Raw genomic sequence first — 18,072 nt, 5'->3', positions numbered from 1 at the left:
GGGAGACAAGGCATCGACGAACATCGATGTCTGTCGCAGAATGAACATCAGGTATCGATGCTTGTCAATACGATGGGCATCGTTACGATGGCGGTCGACGTCCGACGCGAGGAGTTTTTCGATGAGCGAGCCCGGCCTGGCGTGCTGCACGCCGCTGTCCGGTACGGCGATGTCCGCGGAGCAGGCCGAGCAGGTCGCCCCGCTGCTCAAGGCGCTGGCCGACCCGGTGCGCCTGCGCCTGGTCAGCCTGATCGCCTCCAGTGCGAGCGGGGAGGCCTGCGTCTGCGACCTCAACGACGCCTTCGAGCTGACCCAGGCGACGATCAGCCACCACCTCAAGGTGCTCCACTCCGCCGGGCTGCTCGACCGGGAGAAGCGCGGGGTGTGGGTGTACTACGCCGTCCGCCCGGCCGCGCTCGACGCGGTCGCCAGCCTGTTCCGCACGGCGGTGCCGGCATGAGCGACGCCGTCCGGGAGACCGCCCGGCCCGACGCCCCCGCCGACGCGCCGGTCCTGCAGAAGCTCTCCACCCTCGACCGCTTCCTGCCCGTCTGGATCATCGCCGCGATGGCGCTCGGGCTGGCGCTGGGCCGCTGGGTCCCCGGCCTCGACGACGCGCTGAGCGCGGTCGAGGTCGGCGACGTGAGCCTGCCGATCGCCATCGGGCTGCTGCTGATGATGTACCCGGTGCTGGCCAAGGTCCGGTACTCCGAGCTCGACCGGGTGACCGGCGACCGGAAGCTGCTGGTCGCCAGCCTGGTGCTCAACTGGCTGGTCGGCCCGGCACTGATGTTCGCCCTCGCCTGGCTGCTGCTGCCCGACCTGCCCGAGTACCGGACCGGGCTGATCATCGTCGGCCTCGCCCGCTGCATCGCGATGGTCCTGATCTGGAACGACCTGTCCTGCGGCGACCGCGAGGCCGGCGCGGTGCTGGTCGCGATCAACTCGGTCTTCCAGATCCTCGCCTTCGCCCTGCTGGGCTGGTTCTACCTGCAGGTCCTGCCCGGCTGGCTCGGGCTGACCACCACCTCCGCGGAGTTCAGCTTCTGGGCGATCGTCGTCTCGGTCCTGGTGTTCCTCGGCATCCCGTTGCTGGCCGGGTTCCTGACCCGCACCCTGGGCGAGCGCCGCAAGGGCCGGGCCTGGTACGAGAGCCGCTTCCTCCCGCGCATCGGCCCGGTCGCCCTCTACGGGCTGCTGTTCACGATCGTCATGCTCTTCGCGCTGCAGGGCGACGCGATCACCTCCAGCCCCTGGGACGTCGCCCGCATCGCACTGCCGCTGCTCGCCTACTTCGTGCTGATGTTCGGTGGGTCCTTCCTGCTCGGCATGCGGCTGCGGCTCGGTTACGCCAAGACGGCCACGCTGGCCTTCACCGCCGCCGGCAACAACTTCGAGCTGGCCATCGCCGTGGCCATCGGCACCTTCGGCGTCACCAGCGGGCAGGCGCTCGCCGGCGTCGTCGGCCCGCTGATCGAGGTGCCCGTCCTGGTCGCCCTCGTCTACGTGTCCCTCTGGGCCGCCCGGCGCTGGTTCCCGGGGGACCCGACCGTCCCGGCCCGACTCGACCGAGGAGCATCCCGATGACCCGGACCGACCGGCCCACCGGCGTCCCCGGGCTGCTGGACCCGAACGTGGTGCTGCGGCGCCACGTGGAGGACCTGTCCGCGCGCTTCGCGGGGATGGTCGGCCCGGAGACCGTCGAGCGGATGGTCTTCGAGTCCTACGCCGCTCTCGGGCGCACCGCGAACGTCACGAGCCACCTGCCCGTGCTCACCTGCCGGTTCGCCACCGAGCGACTCACCGCGCTGGCGCAGGCCAAGGGGGCGCTGGCGAAGGAGACCCCCGAGGTCCTCTTCGTCTGCGTGCAGAACGCCGGCCGCTCCCAGATGGCCGCCGCGATGGTCGAGCACCTGTCGCAGGGCCGGGTACACGTGCGCTCCGCCGGCTCCATGCCCGCCGACACGGTGGATCCCGTGGTCCTCGAGGTGCTCGCCGCGCGCGGCATGACGGTGACCGACGCCTTCCCCAAGCCGCTGACCGACGACGTCGTCCAGGCCGCCGACGTGGTGATCACCATGGGCTGCGGCGACGCCTGCCCCGTCTACCCGGGCAAGCGGTACCTGGACTGGGAGGTGCGTGACCCGGCCGGCCAGGACCCCGCCACGGTGGGCTCCATCGCGGCCGACATCGAGAACCGGGTGCGAGGACTCCTCGCCGAACTGGGCGCATGAGCCGCCGCCTGGTCGTCGTCGGCGGCAGCGACGCGGGGATCTCCGCCGGGCTGCGCGCCCGCGAGCTCGACCCGGGGGCCGAGGTCACCGTCGTGGTGGCCGACGCATACCCCAACTTCTCCATCTGCGGGATCCCCTACCACGTCTCGGGCGAGGTACCGGACTGGCGGTCGCTGGCCCACCGGACCTCCGCCGACCTGGAGGCGGCCGGGCTGGCCCTGCGGGTCGGCACCCGCGCCACCGGCATCGACGTCGCCGGCCGGCGCGTCTCGGTGACCGACGCGAGCGGGGCCACGGAGCTGCTGGCCTACGACGAACTGGTCGTGGGCACCGGTGCACGTCCGGCGCTCCCGGCCATCAGCGGTCTCGGCGGCACCGACGGGCTCGGACCGGCCGACGGCGTGCACGTGGTGCACACCATGGACGACACCCACGGCCTGATGGCCACCCTCACCGGCCGCCCGGTGCGCTCGGCGCTCGTCGTCGGCGCCGGCTACATCGGTGTGGAGATGTCCGAAGCGCTCGTCGCCCGGGGCATCGCCACCACGGTGGTCCAGCGGTCCGCGGAGGTGCTCCCCACCGTCGACGCCGAGCTGGGTGCGCTGGTCCGGGCGGAGATGACCCGGCACGGGGTGCAGGTGCTCACCGGGACCACCGTCACGGGGCTGGCCCGTGCCGACGGCTCCCGGGTCAGCGCGCTCACGTCGAGGGGTCCGCTGGAGCGCCTTTTCGACCTGGTGGTGGTCGTCGCCGGCGTGCGCCCGTCGGTGGACCTGCTGGTCGGCGCGGGAGCGACCACAGGGGCCGGCGGCGCGGTCGTCGTCGACGAGACCATGGCCACCGGCCTGCCGCACGTCTGGGCGGCAGGCGACTGCGTGGTCACCCACCACCGCCTGCTGGGCGTCACCTACCTCCCGCTCGGCACCACCGCGCACAAGCAGGGCCGCGTCGCCGGCGCCAACGCCGTCGGCGGGCACGCCCGCTTCGCCGGCAGCGTCGGCACCCAGGTGGTCAAGGTCTTCGACCTGGTGGCCGCCCGCACCGGTCTGCTCGAGCACGAGGCTGCCGCCGCGGGCTTCCGTCCGGTCACCACCGCGACCAGCCCGGACGACCACAAGGCCTACTACCCCGGCGCCCGGCCGATCACGATCCGCGTGACCGGCGACGCCGACACCGGCCGGCTGCTGGGCGCGCAACTGGTCGGCCGGCTGGGCAGCGAGGTCGCCAAGCGCGCCGACGTCTACGCCACCGCCCTGTTCCACGCCATGACCGTGGACGGCCTGGCCGACCTCGACCTGACCTACACCCCACCGCTCGGGTCGCCCTGGGACGCTGTGCAGATGGCCGCCCAGGCGTGGAGCAGGGAGCACCGCCCGCCCACCGTCACCGCCCTGCCCGCGGCGATGGCCGAATGAGCCCCGTGACAGAGGAGAACCCCGTGAGTGACCGCCCCAGCGTGCTGTTCGTCTGCGTGCACAACGCCGGCCGCTCCCAGATGGCCGCCGGCTGGCTGCGGCACCTGGCCGGCGACGGCGTCGAGGTGCGGTCGGCCGGCTCGCTGCCCGGCGACCAGGTGAACCCGGCGGCGGTCGAGGCGATGGCCGAGGTCGGCATCGACATCTCCGACCAGCGACCCAAGGTGCTCACCACCGAGGCCGTCGAGGCCTCCGACGTGGTCATCACGATGGGGTGCGGCGACGCCTGCCCGATCTTCCCGGGCAAGCGTTACCTGGACTGGGCGCTGGAGGACCCGGCGGGCAAGGGCGTGGAGTCGGTGCGGCCGATCCGCGACGAGATCGAGCGGCGCATCCGCGGGCTGCTCGCCGAGCTGGGGGTCAGCGCTCCCGCCTGAGCACGAAGAAGAACGGATCGGGCAGGCCGCGCAGGTCCATCATCCCGAGGACCGTGCGGCTGCTCACCCGCTTGAAGACGTCGATGATCGGCAGGCGGTCGTAGACCATCGCGGCGGAGACGACGCCGCGGTGCTCGACCATCCGCAGCCGCGCCTTCGGCCGGGAGGTGGTCAGCAGCGGCCGGACGGCGGTGAACGCGGCCCGGGCAGCCCGCGAGTGAGCCAGCCGCGGGGCGGCGCGGAGCACGCCGACCGGGATCAGCGCGGGGTCGACCGGCCGCGGCCCCGCCGCCGTCCCGAACAGCAGCGGGTGCACCGTCTCGGTGTCGAGGAACTCCTTGCCCCACCAGCCGTAGGCCGCCAGCAGCCCGTCCAGCGGGGAGCCCGTGGGCAGCTCGCTGCCCCGCCACCGGCCGAGCATCTCCTCGACCGGCTGCGGCTCGAACCAGTCGAAGGACGACTGCGCTTCTGCCCGGGAGACACCGTCCCGCTGGGCATCGCGGACCCACGCGTCCGGGCTGGTGAACCGCAGTGTCACCCCACCGGGCGCTCGAAGGTGACCAGCACGCCGTCGACCCCACCCGGGCCGATGCGGCCCTTGACCTCCACCGAGGTGATCGCCTTGAGCTGCCATCCCTCCCGGGCGTGCTGGTTGAGCACCTTCTCCAGCTTGCCGCCGCTCATCTTGCCGCCGATGAGGCCCTCGCGGATCTCCTCGACCTTGTACTCGTAGCGCGCTGCAGCCACGGGTCACCCGTCCTCTCGCCTGGTCCGGCCGGTCGCCCGCCAGCCTGCCGCGCTCCCCCGCCGGCGTCGAGCCGGGCGAGCTGCAACGGCTCTAGTGATACGGATCACCCGTGTGTAACGTCCGCGCGGGGCGCCGCCGGCGCCGGGAGGAGCACGCGTGAGGACCACACCGAGACATCCACGGCGCAGCCGCTGGGCCGCCGTCCTGCTGGGCGCCCTGATGATCACCGCCGTCCCCGGAACGGCGGCTGCCGACCCCGACGAGACGTCGGCCGAACCCCTGCCGGTCGTGTTCGTGCACGGCAACAGCGGCTCGGCCGCCCAGTGGCAGACGCAGTTCCAGCGGTTCACCAGCAACGGCTACCCCCAGGAGCTGCTGTTCGCCTACGAGTACGACACCAGCGGCAGCGACAACACGCAGGCGATCGCGGAGCTCGACCCCTTCCTGGACGCCGTGCTGGCGCAGACCGGCGCCGAGCAGGTGCTGCTCGCCGCGCACTCCCGCGGCACCACGGTGAGCCACGCGTACCTGGCCGAGCCGGCGCAGGCGGCGAAGGTCGCCAAGTACGCCAACCTGGACGGGCGCAGCGCCGAGACGCCGCCCGGCGGCGTCCCGACGCTGGCGGTCTGGGGTGAGTGGTACTCCCCGCCCGAGCCCCGCCGCGGCAGCGTCGGCGTGATCGAAGGCGCGGTGGCGAACCTCTACAACCCCGACCAGGGCCACACCGAGGCCGCCTCGTCGGCGCGGACCTTCGCCGCCGTCTACGAATTCTTCACCGGCTCGGCGCCCGCGACCACCGACGTCGTGCCGGAGCCGCCCGCCGAGGTCACCGTCGCCGGACGCGCCGTGCTGTTCCCGCAGAACCTCGGCTTCGAGGGCGCCACCCTCGAGGTGTGGCGGGTGAGCACGCGGACCGGCCGGCACACCTCCGCCCACCCGGTGGCGACGATCCCGATCACCGGTGACGGGTCCTTCGGCCCGCTGGACCTGTACGGCCGGCACAGCTACGAGTTCGCGCTCCACCGGCCCGACGGCTCGGTCCACCACTTCTACCAGTCGCCGTTCGCCCGGTCCGACCACTTCGTCCGCCTCAACAGCGGCATCGCCGGCGAGGGCCTCGAGGCCTTCGTGCCCAAGAGCGAGGAGCACACCAACCTGGCCCTGATCCGGGCGCGGGAGATCTGGGGTGACCAGGGTGCGGACTCCGACGAGATCACCGTCGACGTGATCGGCGACCGCACCGGCCCGCTGGACGTGACCACCCCCGCCACCACGCCGCGGAGCAGCACCGAGGGCACGTTCGGGCGGGTCGGTGAGGTGAACGCCCTCTTCCTCACCGACGTCGGCACGCGGACGCCGACCGGGTACACCGCGCCGGACCAGGCCACCGACCTGAGCAAGGGCGACCTGTTCCCGTTCAACACGCTCACGTTCCTCAACGCGGTCGACGCCTACCTGCCGGCGAGCCCGCGCGGGCTGCGCCCGATCCGCATCGAGGTGCGGCCGCGCGGCGGCGGGGAGCCCGAGGTGATCACGGTTCCCGGCTTCCCGTCGGTGAACGACCGCATCTCGGTGCAGCTCCGCGACTCGGTCCAGGACGACTACGCCTTCGGGCGTCGCTGACCTGACGGGTGCGGCCCGGTGGCGCTCAACCGCCGGGCCGCACCCAGCCGGCCTCCAACAGCGCCGTCTGCACGCGGTCGGCCGCCTCGACGGCGACCGGACGGCCGGCGACCAGATCGGCGTAGAGGAACGCCTCGGCCAGCTTGACCAGGGCGTAGGCCAGGCTCTCCCGGTCGATGATCGGCCGCAGCCGGCCGGCCCGCTCGTCGCTCTCGATCAGCTCCACCGCGACCCGCACCGCGCGGGGCTCCACCGGCCCCGCGGGATCGGTGAGCACCCGCAACGCCAACTCCGGCTCGCTGTCGATGAAGGTGCGGATGCCGGTGCTGCCGACGACCCCGGCGTTGAACGCCCGGATGACCCGCGCGCTGCGGAGCTCCGGGTCCCCCGGCGTGCGCCGCGCGTCCTCCGCGGCCGTGCACGCCTGCCAGCCGCGCTCGGCGAGGTACCAGACCGCCTCGCCGACCAGTCGCTCGCGGCTGCCGACGTGCCGGTGCAGGGTCATCCGGGAGACCCCGATCTCCTCGCCCAGCGCACCCATGTCGATGCGCCGCCCGGAGTGGATCCACCGGGCCGCCAGCGCGATCACCGTGGCCGCGTCCACCCGCGTGCGCGCGGGACGGTTCCCGGTCCGGTCCACGGTCGGAATGGTCCCAGAGCCGGGCGTGCGGTCCCCGGGACCGCTGCTCATGGACCGTCGGCGCCGGCCAGGGAACGTTCGAGCTCCGGCGTCAGCCGCGGGATCGGCCGGGTGTCGTCGTCCACCGGGCGCCGCGTGGCCGCGGAGACGAACGGGCTGCGCACCGCCGCGGCCACCGCGTCCGGGTCGGCGCGGGCGGCGAGAACCCGGCCGCCCGTGTCGACGGGGGCGGCGAGCCCGACGGGGGTGACCTCGACGGCCGCCCAGCGGGCCGCACCGGCGCCGAACGCCGTCGCCGACAGCGCGGCCAGCTCGCGCCACTGCCGCCCGACGAACTGCACCCGGTGGACGTCGTCGGTCCGGGACCGGACCACCGCCCGGAAGACGACGTGCTCGGCGCGGTCGGGCACGCGGATGGCCAGTTCGACCTCGGCGCCGACGGCGGCGCCGACGCCGCGGACGCGGAGCTGCGCGCCTCCGAGCGAGACGTCGACGAGCCGCGCGGGCGCCCCGTCGACCACGGCCGGCAGCGCGGCCGGGAAGCGGTGACCGTCCCGGCGCTCGGCGGAGAAGCGCGGATCGCGGATCCGCCGGATGCCGGCCAGCACGAAGCCGAGGGTGACGCTCACCCAGAGGACCGGCACCAGCGTGGTGCCGCCCCAGCGGAGCTCGATCGGGGTCCAGCCGACCAGGCTCGCGGCCGTGTGGAGCAGGCTGCCGGCGAGCACGGCGGTGAGTGCGAGCAGCAGCGCGGGCACCCGAGCGCGGGTCCGCTCCTCCCCGGTGCGCCCCTTCGCGGTGACCGCGAAGCGGCCCGTGCCGCGCAGCACCAGCGACAGCGTCGCGGCGAGGTTGGAGGGCAGCCGGACGACCTCGAACAGCAGCGAGAAGCGCGCCGGGGCGAACCCGCGCGACAGCAGCGTCAGCGCCGCCTGCTGGAGCAGGAAGGGGACGCCGGCCATCACCGCGAACAACGCGGGCGGTGCATCCACCGGGAAGAGCCCGGTGACCAGCACGGCGACCGGGACCAGGGCCAGCCCCAGCGTCCGCCACGAGTCGAACCACGCCGACAGCGAGTAGAGGTAGCCCAGCCGCTGCCGCAGCGTCAGTCCCGTGGCGGTGAGCGGGTTGTCGTGCCGCAGCACCTGCATCGCCCCCCGGCCCCACCGCCGGCGCTGCGCGTAGAACGCGTCCGGGCTGCCGGCCGCGAGCCCGCGGGCGAGCACCTCGTTGTGGTACGCGCTCCGCCAGCCGGCGCGGTGCAGCTTCATCGTCGTGTGGAAGTCCTCGGTGAGCGACTCCGTCGCCACTCCCCCGATCTCGCGCAGCGCCTCGGCGCGCAGGACCGCGTTCGTGCCGCACCAGAAGGCGGCCCCCGCGTGGTGCTTGCCCGCCTGGATCACCCGGTAGAAGAGCGACTCCTCGTGCAGGTCGGCGCCCGGGCGCAGGTGCTCGAACGAGCCGGTGTTGTAGAAGTGCTGCGGCGTCTGCACCAGCGCCAGCCGCTCGTCGGCGAAGTAGGGCAGCGTGCGGGTGAGGAAGTCCGGGTCGGGGACGTGGTCGGCGTCGAACACCGCGACGAGGTCGGTGCGCACCAGCGCCAGCGCGTGGTTGAGGTTGCCCGCCTTGGCGTGGTCGTGCTCGGGGCGGGTGACGTACCGCGCGCCGAGCGCCGTCACCATCTCCTCCACCTCGAGCCGGTCGCCGTCGTCGAGCACCCAGGTCTCGTGCTCGCCTTCCATCGCCAGGCAGGCGGCGACGGTCGGCAGGAGCACGTCCAGGTGCTCGTTGTAGGTGGCGATGAGCACGGTGACCGACGGCGGCGGCCCGGGGCGGGGCGCCGGCACGGTCGCCGGGGCGACGGTCCAGGTGGTCATCACGAACAGCAGCAGGGCGAGGCCGCCGTAGACCTCGAGCGCCAGGAACGGCACCCCCAGCCAGAGCGCCGGCCCCTCGGGCAGCGTGGCCAGCAGCCGCCAGGTGAGGTAGCCGGCGGTCGCCAGGACGGCGGCGACGGCCACGGCGCGCACGCCGAGGAGCCGCAGGGCGCTCTCCGGCGCCGGAACGGCGTCCCGGGTCCCGCTGGGGCGGCCCAGCGCCGCCCGTTCGATGCTCACCCCGGGGGAATCGACATCTCCCCGCGGCGCGCACATCCCCCCGAGGGGTGAGATCGACCCGCGTGCTCAGCCGGAGGTGACGCGGAGCCGGGCAGCGGTCCGATCGGCCATGTCCGCGAACTCGGCCCCCTCGTGCAGCAGCGTCCACGCCAGGACCAGTTCCACCGCCGAGGGCACACCGGCCACGTCGACGACTGCCGGCGGCGCCACGAGGTGCCGGACGCTCTCGACGAGCAGCCCGTCCCCGGGGCCACCGGCCTGCCGCTCCACCCGCCGGACGCGCAGCGCCGGGCCCGCCGGCAGCGCCACCAGGTCGACCTCGGGAGGGGCCAGCCCACGCCCGACCGTGGCGCGTTCCTGCTCGGCGAGCTCCGCCAGCCCGGTGGTGAGCCGGTACCGGTCCGCGCGGAGGGTGGCGAGGACGCCGTACCGGGGATCGGGGATCCAGAGCGCGGCCAGGTCGGGGGTTCCCTCGCGCAGGGCGGTGGCCAGCGACAGCACCTGTTCGCCGAGCGTTCCCGCCGCGGCGCCGTGGACGCCGAGGCCGTCGCAGACCGCCTGCGTCCAGGCGGCGACGGCCCCGGAGCGTGGCAGCCACACCCAGCCCGCGCCGGACGGCTCGACCCGGTAGGTCCAGTCCTGGACGGCGCCGGTCACGGGAGCCACCGGAAGGAGCCGGCGACGGCGTCGAACAGCGCGGTCAGCGGCTCGAGCAGCTCCAGCAGCGGCGTCGAGAAGCTCAGCAGCACGTAGCCGCCGCCGGGCATCGGGTGCTGGTACTGCACCACCGCCGTCTCGAGCAGCCGGCCGTCCGGTGCCGGTGCCTGCGTCCGGCGGCGCAGGCGGGCCACGGGGCCGGCCGCGAGCTCCACCACCTCCGCGGCCGCCCCCGCTCCCCCCGCGGCGAGGAAGGCCGCCTCCGCGGCGCCCGGCCGGTCCCCCGCCGGGCGCGGGGGGACGACGCCCACCGCCAGGGCGCACGCGATCGGCGGGGCGCCGTCCTGGAACACCGGGAGGTGCACCTCGACGGTGTGGCTGTCGCTGCGGGCGGCGGCCGCGCCGTGCAGCGCGCGCGCCACCTGCGGCATCAGCCGGTCGCGGTCGGGCCGGCCCCGGGTGACCGCCCGGGCGATCCGACGGACGTCGGCATCCCGCCGCGCCTCGTCCAGGACCCGGATCCGCGCCCAGTCGCCGGGCACCGCGAACGTGAAGTCCCGGGGGCGGAGCGCCGTGGTCACCGTCCGGACCCGACGGGGGTGCGGGGTCCGTGGCCGCGCAGCTCCTCGCCGATCGCGCGGCCGGTGGCGGCGCTCCCGGCACCGGCCGAGGAGAGCACCGCGGCGTCGGCGAGGAACTGGCTGCGCTGCCCCGTCCGGACCACGGGGGCGGCGGTGGTCGCGGGGTGGACCGTCGGGGAGCGACCGGAGGTCACGTCGCGGAACAGCCCCGACGGGCGGTAGGCCTCGGCCCACTCCCCGCGGGTGGGCACCCAGCCGGACGGCCGGCGGGCTCGGGAAGTGAGCGCGCCGGGCACGGACCCGCCGGCCGGGACGCCCTGGTCCCGCACCGCCTGCCGGGCCTGCCGGCGGGTCATCCCCGAGGCGCGCAGGTGCTGCACCAGCGAGGGGCGGGCCAGCCCGCGGGTGCCGGTGGCGACCGCCCGGCCGGCCAGCGCGAAGGCACGGCCCACCCCGAAGGTGAGCACGCCCACCGCGTCCCACAGCACGTCCGACAGCTCCGCCCGGCCCGCCGCGTGCAGCACGGTGTTCCCCGCCAGGGAGACGGCCCCGGTGACGAACGCGAGCCCCGCGAACGCCGCGGCGAACGGTTGCAGGCCCGGGATGGCCAGCAGGAAGAGCGCGACGAGCCCGAAGACCGCCGAGAGCTTCCCGGCCCAGCCCGTGACGACGGCGACGACGTCCAGCACGTCGTCCCAGAAGCTGTCCGCGAGGTGGTCGCTGGCGCCCAGGACGTCGTCGATGGCGTCGGCTGCGGCGTTCCCCGCCGCCTGCCACTCGGCCTCCAGCGCCGCGAGCTCCTCGTCGGCCGCCCGGATGCCGGCGGTGGCGGCCGCGGCATCGTCGTGCGCCCGGCGTTCGGCGACCGGATCGGGCTCCGGCAGCGTCGCGGCGCGTTCCCTCGCCCGCCAGGCGGCGTCCCGGGCGTCCTCGGCCCGCTGGGCGCGCGCGAGGACCGTGTCGGCGCCCGCTTGGACGTCGTCGAGCGTGCGCGCGTAGGCGGCGAGCGCCTCCGCCGTGCCCTCGTACCGGTCGAGGGCCTGCTCGATCGTCCCGGCCACCTCGGCGGTCCGCTCGCGGAAGGCCCGGCCGGCGTCGGACTCCCAGGTCGTCGCGCTGTCGTGGATGGTGCGGAGCGCCCTGGCCGCCGTGGTGATCGCCGCCGCCGTGTCGGCGTACCGCCGGGCGAGCCGGGCGATCGCCGCGGGGTCGCCGCCGACCGGGTCCGAGGGGCGCAGCGGCGACCAGTCACGCGGGCGGCTCACCGCTCACCGGCCAGGGCGGCGACCAGCTCGGTCTCGATCCGCTCGTACACCTCGGCGGCGTCCTGGGCGGCCTGGCCGAGGCCCTCGACCAGCCCGGCCATCTCCGTCCGCCGATGGTCCCAGTTGCTGCCGAACTCCCGCAGCCGGTCGCGCAGCCGGTCGTGCGCGATGACGTCGCTGCCGACGTCCGCCGTGTCCCGTGCGCCGTCGAACTCCCGGTAGACGACCAGCAGGGCACGGCCGGCGTCGCGCAGGACCGGGGTCTCCACCTCGAGGCCGTCAGTCACGACGCGGACCCTAGGCGGATCCGGCTCGGGTCCGGATCCGTTGTCCACAGGCAGCTCAGGCGGTGCGGGGGCCCTCCCAGAGGTCGATGCCGGCGTCCACGGCGTGCCGGTCGATCGCGGCGAGCTCGTCCTCGGTGAACCCGAGGTTCTCCAGCGCGCCGACGTTCTGCTCCAGCTGCGCCACGCTGCTGGCCCCGATCAGCACGGTGGTCATCCGCTGGTCCCGCAGCGCCCAGGCAAGCGCCATCTGGGCCAGCGACTGCCCGCGCTGCTGCGCCATGTCGTCGAGCGCCCGGACGTGGGTGAGCGCCTGCTCGGTGAGCAGGTCCGGCGAGAGCGACTTGCCCTGACTGGCGCGCGATCCCTCCGGGACGCCGCCGAGGTACTTGTCGGTGAGCATGCCCTGCGCCAGCGGCGAGAAGGCGATGCACCCGGCCCCGACGTCGGCGAGGGTGTCGAGCAGGTCCTCCCGCTCGATCCAGCGGTTGAGCATCGAGTAGGACGGCTGGTGGATCAGCAGCGGCGTCCCCAGGTCGGCGAGGATCGCCGCCGCCCGGCGGGTCTGCTCCGGCGAGTACGACGAGATGCCCGCGTAGAGGGCCCTCCCGGAACGGACGGCGGTGTCCAGCGCCCCCATCGTCTCCTCCAGCGGCGTCGTGGGGTCGGGCCGGTGGCTGTAGAAGATGTCGACGTACTCCAGGCCCATCCGCCGCAGCGACTGGTCCAGGCTGCTCAGCACGTACTTCCGCGAGCCGCCGCCCTGGCCGTACGGGCCGGGCCACATGTCGTAGCCGGCCTTCGTGCTGATGACCAGCTCGTCGCGGTAGGGCCGGAAGTCGTCCCGGAGGTGCCGGCCGAAGTTGCTCTCGGCCGAGCCGTAGGGGGGCCCGTAGTTGTTCGCGAGGTCGAAGTGCGTGATGCCCAGGTCGAACGCCCGGCGGAGGATGGCGCGCTGACGGTCGAACGGGACGTCGTCGCCGAAGTTGTGCCAGAGGCCCAGGCTGATCGAGGGGAGGTCCAGGCCACTGCGCCCGGTGCGGCGGTAGGGCATGGACTCGTAGCGGTCGTCGGCAGCGGAGTAGGCCATCGCTGCATCCTGTCCGACCGCCCGCTCCCCCGCCCACCGGCCCCGTAGCCTCGTCCGGCGCGGTCGCCGCCGCTAGGCTGGGCGGCGCCGTCCCCGCCTCACCCCAGGAGTGCCCGTGCTGCTGCGCCTGATCGGTCTGCTGCTGGTCGTCTGGCTGGCGCTGTCGATCATCGGGGCGCTGATCGAGGGGCTGTTCTGGCTGCTGCTCGTGGGCGTCGTGCTCTTCCTGGCCACCGCCGCCTACGGCTGGTTGAAGGGCAGCAGCAAGGTCTGACCGGGCCGGTCAGTCCCCGTCTGCGTCGCCGCCGGCTCCGTCGGCGTACGGCAGCTGATCGGTGCGCCGGTCCACCGGTGGCAGTTCCGGCACCGGCTGCCCGGCCACCTGCTCGGCGGGAGTGACGCGGACGCCGGCCTCCAGGTCGTCCAGTCCGATGGCGTAGCGGTTCTCCGTCATGGGCGCACCCTCCACCCCGGCGACCGGATCGTCCAGACCGGCCCGCGCCGTGCCCGGCGTGGCCGCGCCCCTCTGACGTCGGCGGCTCCCGGCCGGCACCGCCAGGGGGGTCAACCGCCGGTCGGCGCCCGCTGGGGCACGGCGACGCTGAGGAGGACGACGCTGTCCTCGTCGGCGTGCAGGCTGTGCCGGCGATCGGGGATGGGACCTGTCTCCAGCGCGCCCAGCTCCACGGCGTCCTCCCCGGAGACGAGCCGGACCTTCCCGCGCAGGACCAGCAGGCTGGCCGGGCCGGGGCTCTCGTGCTCCGCGAGCTGCTGGCCCCGCACCAGGGCGATCACGGTCTGCCGCAGCCCGTCGACGGGGTGCGGCAGGGTGCGCGCGGCGCGCTGGGCCTTCCCCGCCGCTGCGTCGGCGAGCAGCTCGGCGGCCAGCCGTTCCAGGTCCACGGGTCGTCGGTCGTCCACGGGCCCCATCGTGCGCCGGCGTCCCGAAGGCGACCGCGCTCGCCTGGTCGCCCACGTCACCCGCCGGTCGCGGACATGGGGCGGGTGGGCGGCAGGAAGCTGGGGTCGTCGATGCCGTGGCCGGGCAGCTTGCCCAGGGTGGCGATCCGCCACCGGTCGGCCAGCTCGGTGTCGGTGGCGCCGTCGCGCATCGCGGTGCGCAGGTCGGACTCCTCGCGGGCGGACAGGCAGTTGCGGATCTGCCCGTCGGCGGTGGCCGGGTGCGGTCGCAGGCTCCGCAGAACGAGCGGGCCACCGAGGCGATCATCCCGGAGGTGGCCGGGCCGCCGTCGGCAGCCAGATCCGGCGCACCCACCGCGGGCGGGTCCACACCCGCGTAGCGACGACCCGGGCGCCTCCCGGGTGACCCCCGTCGTCGGAACTCCGAGGCGATCGGCGCGGCGCGGGAAATGGTGCGGTGCGCGCCTCTCCCGCCAGGTCGGCCGCGGTCGCCGCCTCATTTCTCGCGGGCTGCGAGTAATGACCGGACGTGAGCGCGCATGCGATGATCGACGACGTTCCCCACCCGAATGGACGGCAGAACGGGGGCGGCGCTGCAGAATGGCGCCGCGCTCCACGTCCGACCGCGTCGGGAATGGTCGGCCCACCGGCGGCGGAACGAGGAGAGATGTCCGATCTCGGCAGTCTGGTGAATGCCTGCCTGATGCCCGGATTCGCCGGTCCGGACGTTCCCGGGTGGGTGCTCGACGCGCTCGGCGACGGGCTCGCCGGGGTCTGCCTCTACGGGCAGAACCTGACCGCCGGTGGCGCCGACGGGCAGGTGGCCCGCCTCGGCGGCGCGGTGCGCGCGGCGCGGCCGGACGCGCTCGTCGCCGTCGACGAGGAGGGCGGGGACGTCACCCGGCTGGAGTACCGGACCGGCAGCAGCTACCCGGGCAACCTGGCCCTCGGCGTGCTCGACGACGAGGAGGTGACCGCGGGGGTCGCCGCGGCCATCGGCGCGGACCTCCGGCGCGCCGGCGTGAACGTCGACCTGGCGCCGTCGGTGGACGTCAACAGCGACAGCCGCAACCCGGTCATCGGGGTGCGCGCCTTCGGCGCCGATCCCGGGCTCGTCGCCCGGCACGGGGCGGCCTACGTGCGCGGCCTGCAGTCGACCGGCGTCGCCGCGGCCGCCAAGCACTTCCCCGGGCACGGGGCGACCACTGTCGACTCGCACCTGGACCTCCCGGTCGTCGACGTGGACGAGGCGACGTTCCGCCGCCGCGAGCTGCCGCCGTTCGTCGCGGCGATCGAGGCCGGCGCCCGGCTCGTGATGACCTCGCACGTCGTGTTCCCCGCCCTCGACGCGGCCCCCGCCACGCTGAGCCGCCGCCTGCTGGTCGACCTGCTGCGCACCGAGCTCGGTTTCCGCGGCGTGGTCGTCACCGATGCGCTCGACATGGCCGGGGTGCGGGCGGCGCACGGCATCCCACGCGCCGCGGCGCTGTCACTGGCCGCCGGCGCCGACCTGCTCCTCGTGGGCGCCGAGGACGGCGAGGAGCACTGCGCCGCCATCCGCGAGGCGGTCGCCGGGCACCTGCGCGATGGCACGCTGACCGAGGACCGGCTGCACGAGGCCGCGGGCCGGGTGGCCGGGCTGCGTCGTGAACTGGCCTCGGCCCCGACCGTCGACGTCGGTGACGCGCCCGCCGACATCGGTGTGCGGACGGCCCGGGCGGCCCGACGGGCCCGCGACCTGCGGCAGCTGCCCGCGCCCGCGCTGGTGGCCGAGCTGCGGGCGGAGGCGAACATGGCGGTCGGCGCGGCCGGGTGGAGCCTGGCCGACCCGTTGCGGGAGCTCGGGCACCTCGACGCCCTGGTGACGGTCACGGACGGCGGCCCCACCCCCGACGCGGTCGCCGGTGCAGCGGCCGGCCGGCCGCTGGTCGTGGCGGTCCGGGACGCGTACCGGAGCCCGTGGCAGGAACGCTGGCTGCGCCGGCTGGCGCAGCTGCGGCCCGATGCGGTCACCGTCGCGCTCGGCATGCCCGACGACCTCGCGCTCGTGCCCGGGCCGGCCGTCGCCGTCCACGGCGCCTCCCGCGCCTGCACCCGGGCTGCGGCCGAGGCGCTGGTCGGCCGGTGACCGGGCGCGGGATCTCGACGCTGCTGCGCGGCGGCCGGAAGGTCGACGCCGACGGCCGGGTGGACGGCTTCTGGGTGCTCTTCCGGGGCGACACGATCGCCGCGGCCGGCACCGGGGAAGCGCCGGCCGCCGACCGGGTCGTCGACCTGGCCGGCGCCTGGCTGACCCCCGGGTTCGTCGACCTGCACGTCCACGGCGGCGGCGGGTACACCGCGGAGGACGGCCCCGACGGCATGCGCCGGGCGCTGGAGGTGCACCGCGCGCACGGCACGACCCGCTCGCTGATCAGCCTGGTCGCCGCGCCCGTGGAGCGTCTGGAGGCCTCCCTCGCCGCGATCGCCGACCTGGCCCGGTCCGACGAGCGGGTGCTCGGCGCGCACCTGGAGGGGCCGTTCCTGGCGGCGTCCCGGTGCGGGGCGCACGACCCCGGGCACCTGCGCCCACCGGCACCCGACGTCGTCGAGCGGCTGCTGCGCGCCGCCCGCGGCGCGCTGCGCTCCGTCACGATCGCCCCCGAGCTGCCCGGTGCGCTCGACGCCGCGCGCCGCCTCACCGCGGCCGGGGTCACCGTGGCCGTCGGGCACACCGAGGCCGACATGGCGTGCACCGCCCGGGCGTTCGACGCGGGCGCCCGGGTGCTCACCCACGCCTTCAACGCGATGCCCGGCCTCGGGCACCGCTCCCCCGGGCCGGTCGGCGCCGCGCTCGCCGACCCCCGGGTGACGCTGGAGGTCGTGCTCGACGGGCACCACGTCCACCCGTCGGTCGTGGGGCTGCTGTTCGCCGGGGCGCCCGCCCGGGTGGCCCTGGTCTCCGACGCGATGGCGGCGGCGGGCACCGGAGACGGCCGCTACCGCCTGGGCGGGGCCGACGTCGAGGTGCGCGCCGGCCGCGCGGTGCTGGCGGGCACCGACACGCTGGCCGGCTCGACGCTCACGCTGGACCGTGCGCTGCGTACCGCCGTGGCGGACGTCGGGCTGGACCCGGTCGTCGCCGTGACCGCGCTGACCCGCACGCCGGCGCGCGCCCTCGGCCTCGGCTCCCGGATAGGCCGGCTGGCGCCGGGCTCCGTGGCCGACGCCGTGGTGCTGGACGACGACTGGTCGGTGCGCGCGGTCTGGGCGGCCGGCCGTCCGGTCCGCTGACTCACCCGCCGGAGCCGGCCGGCTTGTGGGCGTGCGTGTGGCGGTAGTAGTCGGCCAGGCGCAGCCGGGAGGCCGCCGCCTCGTCGACGAGCACGGCGGCCCGCGGGTGCAGCTGCAGCACCGACGCCGGGCACATGCTGCTCAGCGGGCCCTCCACCGCCGCGGCGACGGCGTCGGCCTTGCGCTCCCCCTGCGCCACGAGCAGGAGTTCGCGGGCCTCGAGGATGGTGCCCAGCCCCTGGGTGAGGCAGTGCATCGGCACCTCGTCGGCGGAGGCGAAGAAGCGGGCGTTGTCGGCGCGGGTGCGCGGCGCCAGCGTCTTGACCCGGGTGCGTGAGGCGATGGACGACGTCGGCTCGTTGAACCCGATGTGCCCGTTGGTGCCGATGCCGAGGATCTGCAGGTCGATGCCGCCGGCCGCGACGATCGCCCGCTCGTAGCCGGCCGCCGTCTCAGCCAGGTCGGCCGCGCGGCCGTCGGGCACGTGCACCCGGGCCGGATCCAGCCCCAGCGGCCGGGTGACGGTCCGCCGGATGACCGAGGCGTAGCTCTCCGGGTGCTCGGGCGGGAGGCCGACGTACTCGTCCAGGGCGAAGCCGCGGACGCCGGAGACGTCGAGCTCACCGGCGGCGACCTGGCGGGCGAGCTCGGCGTAGAGACCGAGCGGCGAGGACCCGGTGGCCAGACCCAGCACCGCGTCGCGGCGCCTCCGGACGACGGCGGCGACCCGGGCCGCAGCCTCCCGGGCCACGTCGTCCGGGCCGGGCAGGATCACGACCTCCATGCG

Annotated in this window: 22 protein-coding genes; 9 read left to right on the top strand and 13 right to left on the bottom strand. The window is 75.2% G+C overall.

Annotated elements, in window-relative coordinates; translation table 11 throughout:
* Window positions 1-121: 121 nt before the first annotated feature.
* From ACI8AP_RS11230 to ACI8AP_RS11210, 5 genes are read left to right on the top strand one after another with little or no spacing between them, the layout of a single operon-like run.
* Window positions 122-460: a metalloregulator ArsR/SmtB family transcription factor gene (locus ACI8AP_RS11230; protein ID WP_456589422.1), complete on the top strand. Its 339-nt coding sequence runs from the start codon at window positions 122-124 to the stop codon at window positions 458-460.
* Entirely contained in the window at window positions 457-1,587 is a 1,131-nt protein-coding gene (gene arsB, locus ACI8AP_RS11225; protein WP_456589421.1) for an ACR3 family arsenite efflux transporter, read from the top strand. The genes ACI8AP_RS11230 and arsB overlap by 4 nt, the downstream gene beginning before the upstream one ends.
* Complete coding sequence (locus tag ACI8AP_RS11220) at window positions 1,584-2,234, top strand: arsenate-mycothiol transferase ArsC (protein ID WP_456589420.1); 651 nt, start codon at window positions 1,584-1,586, stop codon at window positions 2,232-2,234. Before arsB ends, ACI8AP_RS11220 begins: the two co-directional genes overlap by 4 nt.
* A complete protein-coding gene (locus tag ACI8AP_RS11215) occupies window positions 2,231-3,649 on the top strand; it encodes an FAD-dependent oxidoreductase (protein ID WP_456589419.1) in 1,419 nt (472 codons plus the stop codon). Before ACI8AP_RS11220 ends, ACI8AP_RS11215 begins: the two co-directional genes overlap by 4 nt.
* Before the next feature lie 23 nt (window positions 3,650-3,672).
* Window positions 3,673-4,086 (top strand): arsenate reductase ArsC, encoded by a 414-nt coding sequence (locus ACI8AP_RS11210; protein ID WP_456589418.1) that lies wholly within the window; start codon window positions 3,673-3,675, stop codon window positions 4,084-4,086.
* On the opposite strand, the gene ACI8AP_RS11205 is transcribed toward ACI8AP_RS11210, so the two are convergent.
* Together ACI8AP_RS11205 and ACI8AP_RS11200 are read right to left on the bottom strand one after the other, a co-directional pair.
* Window positions 4,070-4,624 (bottom strand): DUF4334 domain-containing protein, encoded by a 555-nt coding sequence (locus tag ACI8AP_RS11205; protein ID WP_456589417.1) that lies wholly within the window; start codon window positions 4,622-4,624, stop codon window positions 4,070-4,072. The two genes, ACI8AP_RS11210 and ACI8AP_RS11205, sit on opposite strands and share 17 nt — an antisense overlap.
* The gene (locus tag ACI8AP_RS11200) at window positions 4,621-4,833 is read right to left on the bottom strand and encodes a DUF4177 domain-containing protein (protein WP_456589416.1); all 213 of its coding nucleotides are present in this window, start codon (window positions 4,831-4,833) and stop codon (window positions 4,621-4,623) included. The genes ACI8AP_RS11205 and ACI8AP_RS11200 overlap by 4 nt, the downstream gene beginning before the upstream one ends.
* Before the next feature lie 157 nt (window positions 4,834-4,990).
* Here ACI8AP_RS11200 and ACI8AP_RS11195 point away from each other — a divergent pair, with 157 nt between their 5' ends.
* Window positions 4,991-6,457 (top strand): hypothetical protein, encoded by a 1,467-nt coding sequence (locus ACI8AP_RS11195; protein WP_456589415.1) that lies wholly within the window; start codon window positions 4,991-4,993, stop codon window positions 6,455-6,457.
* A gap of 25 nt (window positions 6,458-6,482) precedes the next feature.
* Here ACI8AP_RS11195 and ACI8AP_RS11190 read toward each other — a convergent pair whose 3' ends face one another.
* From ACI8AP_RS11190 to mgrA, 7 genes are all read right to left on the bottom strand, one after another.
* The gene (locus ACI8AP_RS11190) at window positions 6,483-7,097 is read right to left on the bottom strand and encodes a QsdR family transcriptional regulator (RefSeq protein WP_456589414.1); all 615 of its coding nucleotides are present in this window, start codon (window positions 7,095-7,097) and stop codon (window positions 6,483-6,485) included.
* A gap of 47 nt (window positions 7,098-7,144) precedes the next feature.
* The gene (locus ACI8AP_RS11185; protein WP_456589413.1) at window positions 7,145-9,214 is read right to left on the bottom strand and encodes a glycosyltransferase; all 2,070 of its coding nucleotides are present in this window, start codon (window positions 9,212-9,214) and stop codon (window positions 7,145-7,147) included.
* Window positions 9,215-9,280: 66 nt separating this feature from the next.
* Window positions 9,281-9,871 (bottom strand): hypothetical protein, encoded by a 591-nt coding sequence (locus ACI8AP_RS11180; protein ID WP_456589412.1) that lies wholly within the window; start codon window positions 9,869-9,871, stop codon window positions 9,281-9,283.
* Window positions 9,868-10,452 (bottom strand): hypothetical protein, encoded by a 585-nt coding sequence (locus ACI8AP_RS11175; RefSeq protein ID WP_456589411.1) that lies wholly within the window; start codon window positions 10,450-10,452, stop codon window positions 9,868-9,870. The genes ACI8AP_RS11180 and ACI8AP_RS11175 overlap by 4 nt, the downstream gene beginning before the upstream one ends.
* A complete protein-coding gene (locus ACI8AP_RS11170; RefSeq protein ID WP_456589410.1) occupies window positions 10,449-11,717 on the bottom strand; it encodes a hypothetical protein in 1,269 nt (422 codons plus the stop codon). Before ACI8AP_RS11170 ends, ACI8AP_RS11175 begins: the two co-directional genes overlap by 4 nt.
* A complete protein-coding gene (locus ACI8AP_RS11165) occupies window positions 11,714-12,004 on the bottom strand; it encodes a hypothetical protein (protein ID WP_456589409.1) in 291 nt (96 codons plus the stop codon). The genes ACI8AP_RS11170 and ACI8AP_RS11165 overlap by 4 nt, the downstream gene beginning before the upstream one ends.
* Before the next feature lie 55 nt (window positions 12,005-12,059).
* A complete protein-coding gene (gene mgrA / locus ACI8AP_RS11160) occupies window positions 12,060-13,091 on the bottom strand; it encodes an L-glyceraldehyde 3-phosphate reductase (protein WP_456589408.1) in 1,032 nt (343 codons plus the stop codon).
* Between the two features lie 115 nt (window positions 13,092-13,206).
* On the opposite strand from mgrA, the gene ACI8AP_RS11155 reads away from it, so the two are divergent.
* Window positions 13,207-13,365, top strand: a complete 159-nt coding sequence (locus tag ACI8AP_RS11155) for a hypothetical protein (protein ID WP_456589407.1) — start codon at window positions 13,207-13,209, stop codon at window positions 13,363-13,365.
* A gap of 9 nt (window positions 13,366-13,374) precedes the next feature.
* Here the strand turns inward: ACI8AP_RS11155 and ACI8AP_RS11150 are convergent, their stop codons facing one another.
* The 3 genes from ACI8AP_RS11150 to ACI8AP_RS11140 form a co-directional block, all read right to left on the bottom strand.
* Window positions 13,375-13,545 (bottom strand): hypothetical protein, encoded by a 171-nt coding sequence (locus ACI8AP_RS11150; RefSeq protein ID WP_456589406.1) that lies wholly within the window; start codon window positions 13,543-13,545, stop codon window positions 13,375-13,377.
* Between the two features lie 110 nt (window positions 13,546-13,655).
* Window positions 13,656-14,012: a LuxR family transcriptional regulator gene (locus ACI8AP_RS11145; RefSeq protein WP_456589405.1), complete on the bottom strand. Its 357-nt coding sequence runs from the start codon at window positions 14,010-14,012 to the stop codon at window positions 13,656-13,658.
* A 56-nt stretch (window positions 14,013-14,068) separates the two neighbouring features.
* Window positions 14,069-14,203, bottom strand: a complete 135-nt coding sequence (locus ACI8AP_RS11140; protein ID WP_456589404.1) for a hypothetical protein — start codon at window positions 14,201-14,203, stop codon at window positions 14,069-14,071.
* Between the two features lie 476 nt (window positions 14,204-14,679).
* Here ACI8AP_RS11140 and ACI8AP_RS11135 point away from each other — a divergent pair, with 476 nt between their 5' ends.
* Both ACI8AP_RS11135 and nagA read left to right on the top strand, forming a co-directional pair.
* Window positions 14,680-16,140, top strand: coding sequence for a glycoside hydrolase family 3 protein (locus ACI8AP_RS11135; protein ID WP_456589403.1), 1,461 nt, complete (start codon window positions 14,680-14,682; stop codon window positions 16,138-16,140).
* Window positions 16,137-17,285, top strand: coding sequence for an N-acetylglucosamine-6-phosphate deacetylase (gene nagA, locus ACI8AP_RS11130; RefSeq protein WP_456589402.1), 1,149 nt, complete (start codon window positions 16,137-16,139; stop codon window positions 17,283-17,285). The genes ACI8AP_RS11135 and nagA overlap by 4 nt, the downstream gene beginning before the upstream one ends.
* A 1-nt stretch (window position 17,286) precedes the next feature.
* Here nagA and nagB read toward each other — a convergent pair whose 3' ends face one another.
* Window positions 17,287-18,069 carry a glucosamine-6-phosphate deaminase gene (gene nagB, locus ACI8AP_RS11125; RefSeq protein ID WP_456589401.1) on the bottom strand — a complete coding sequence of 261 codons (783 nt, stop codon included), beginning with the start codon at window positions 18,067-18,069 and terminating at the stop codon, window positions 17,287-17,289.
* Window positions 18,070-18,072: the final 3 nt, after the last annotated feature.

It is taken from the genome of Blastococcus sp. SYSU DS1021, from assembly GCF_054050995.1.
The sequence above is the reverse complement of the archived record's forward strand: the minus strand, read 5'-3'. Positions and strand labels throughout refer to the sequence as shown.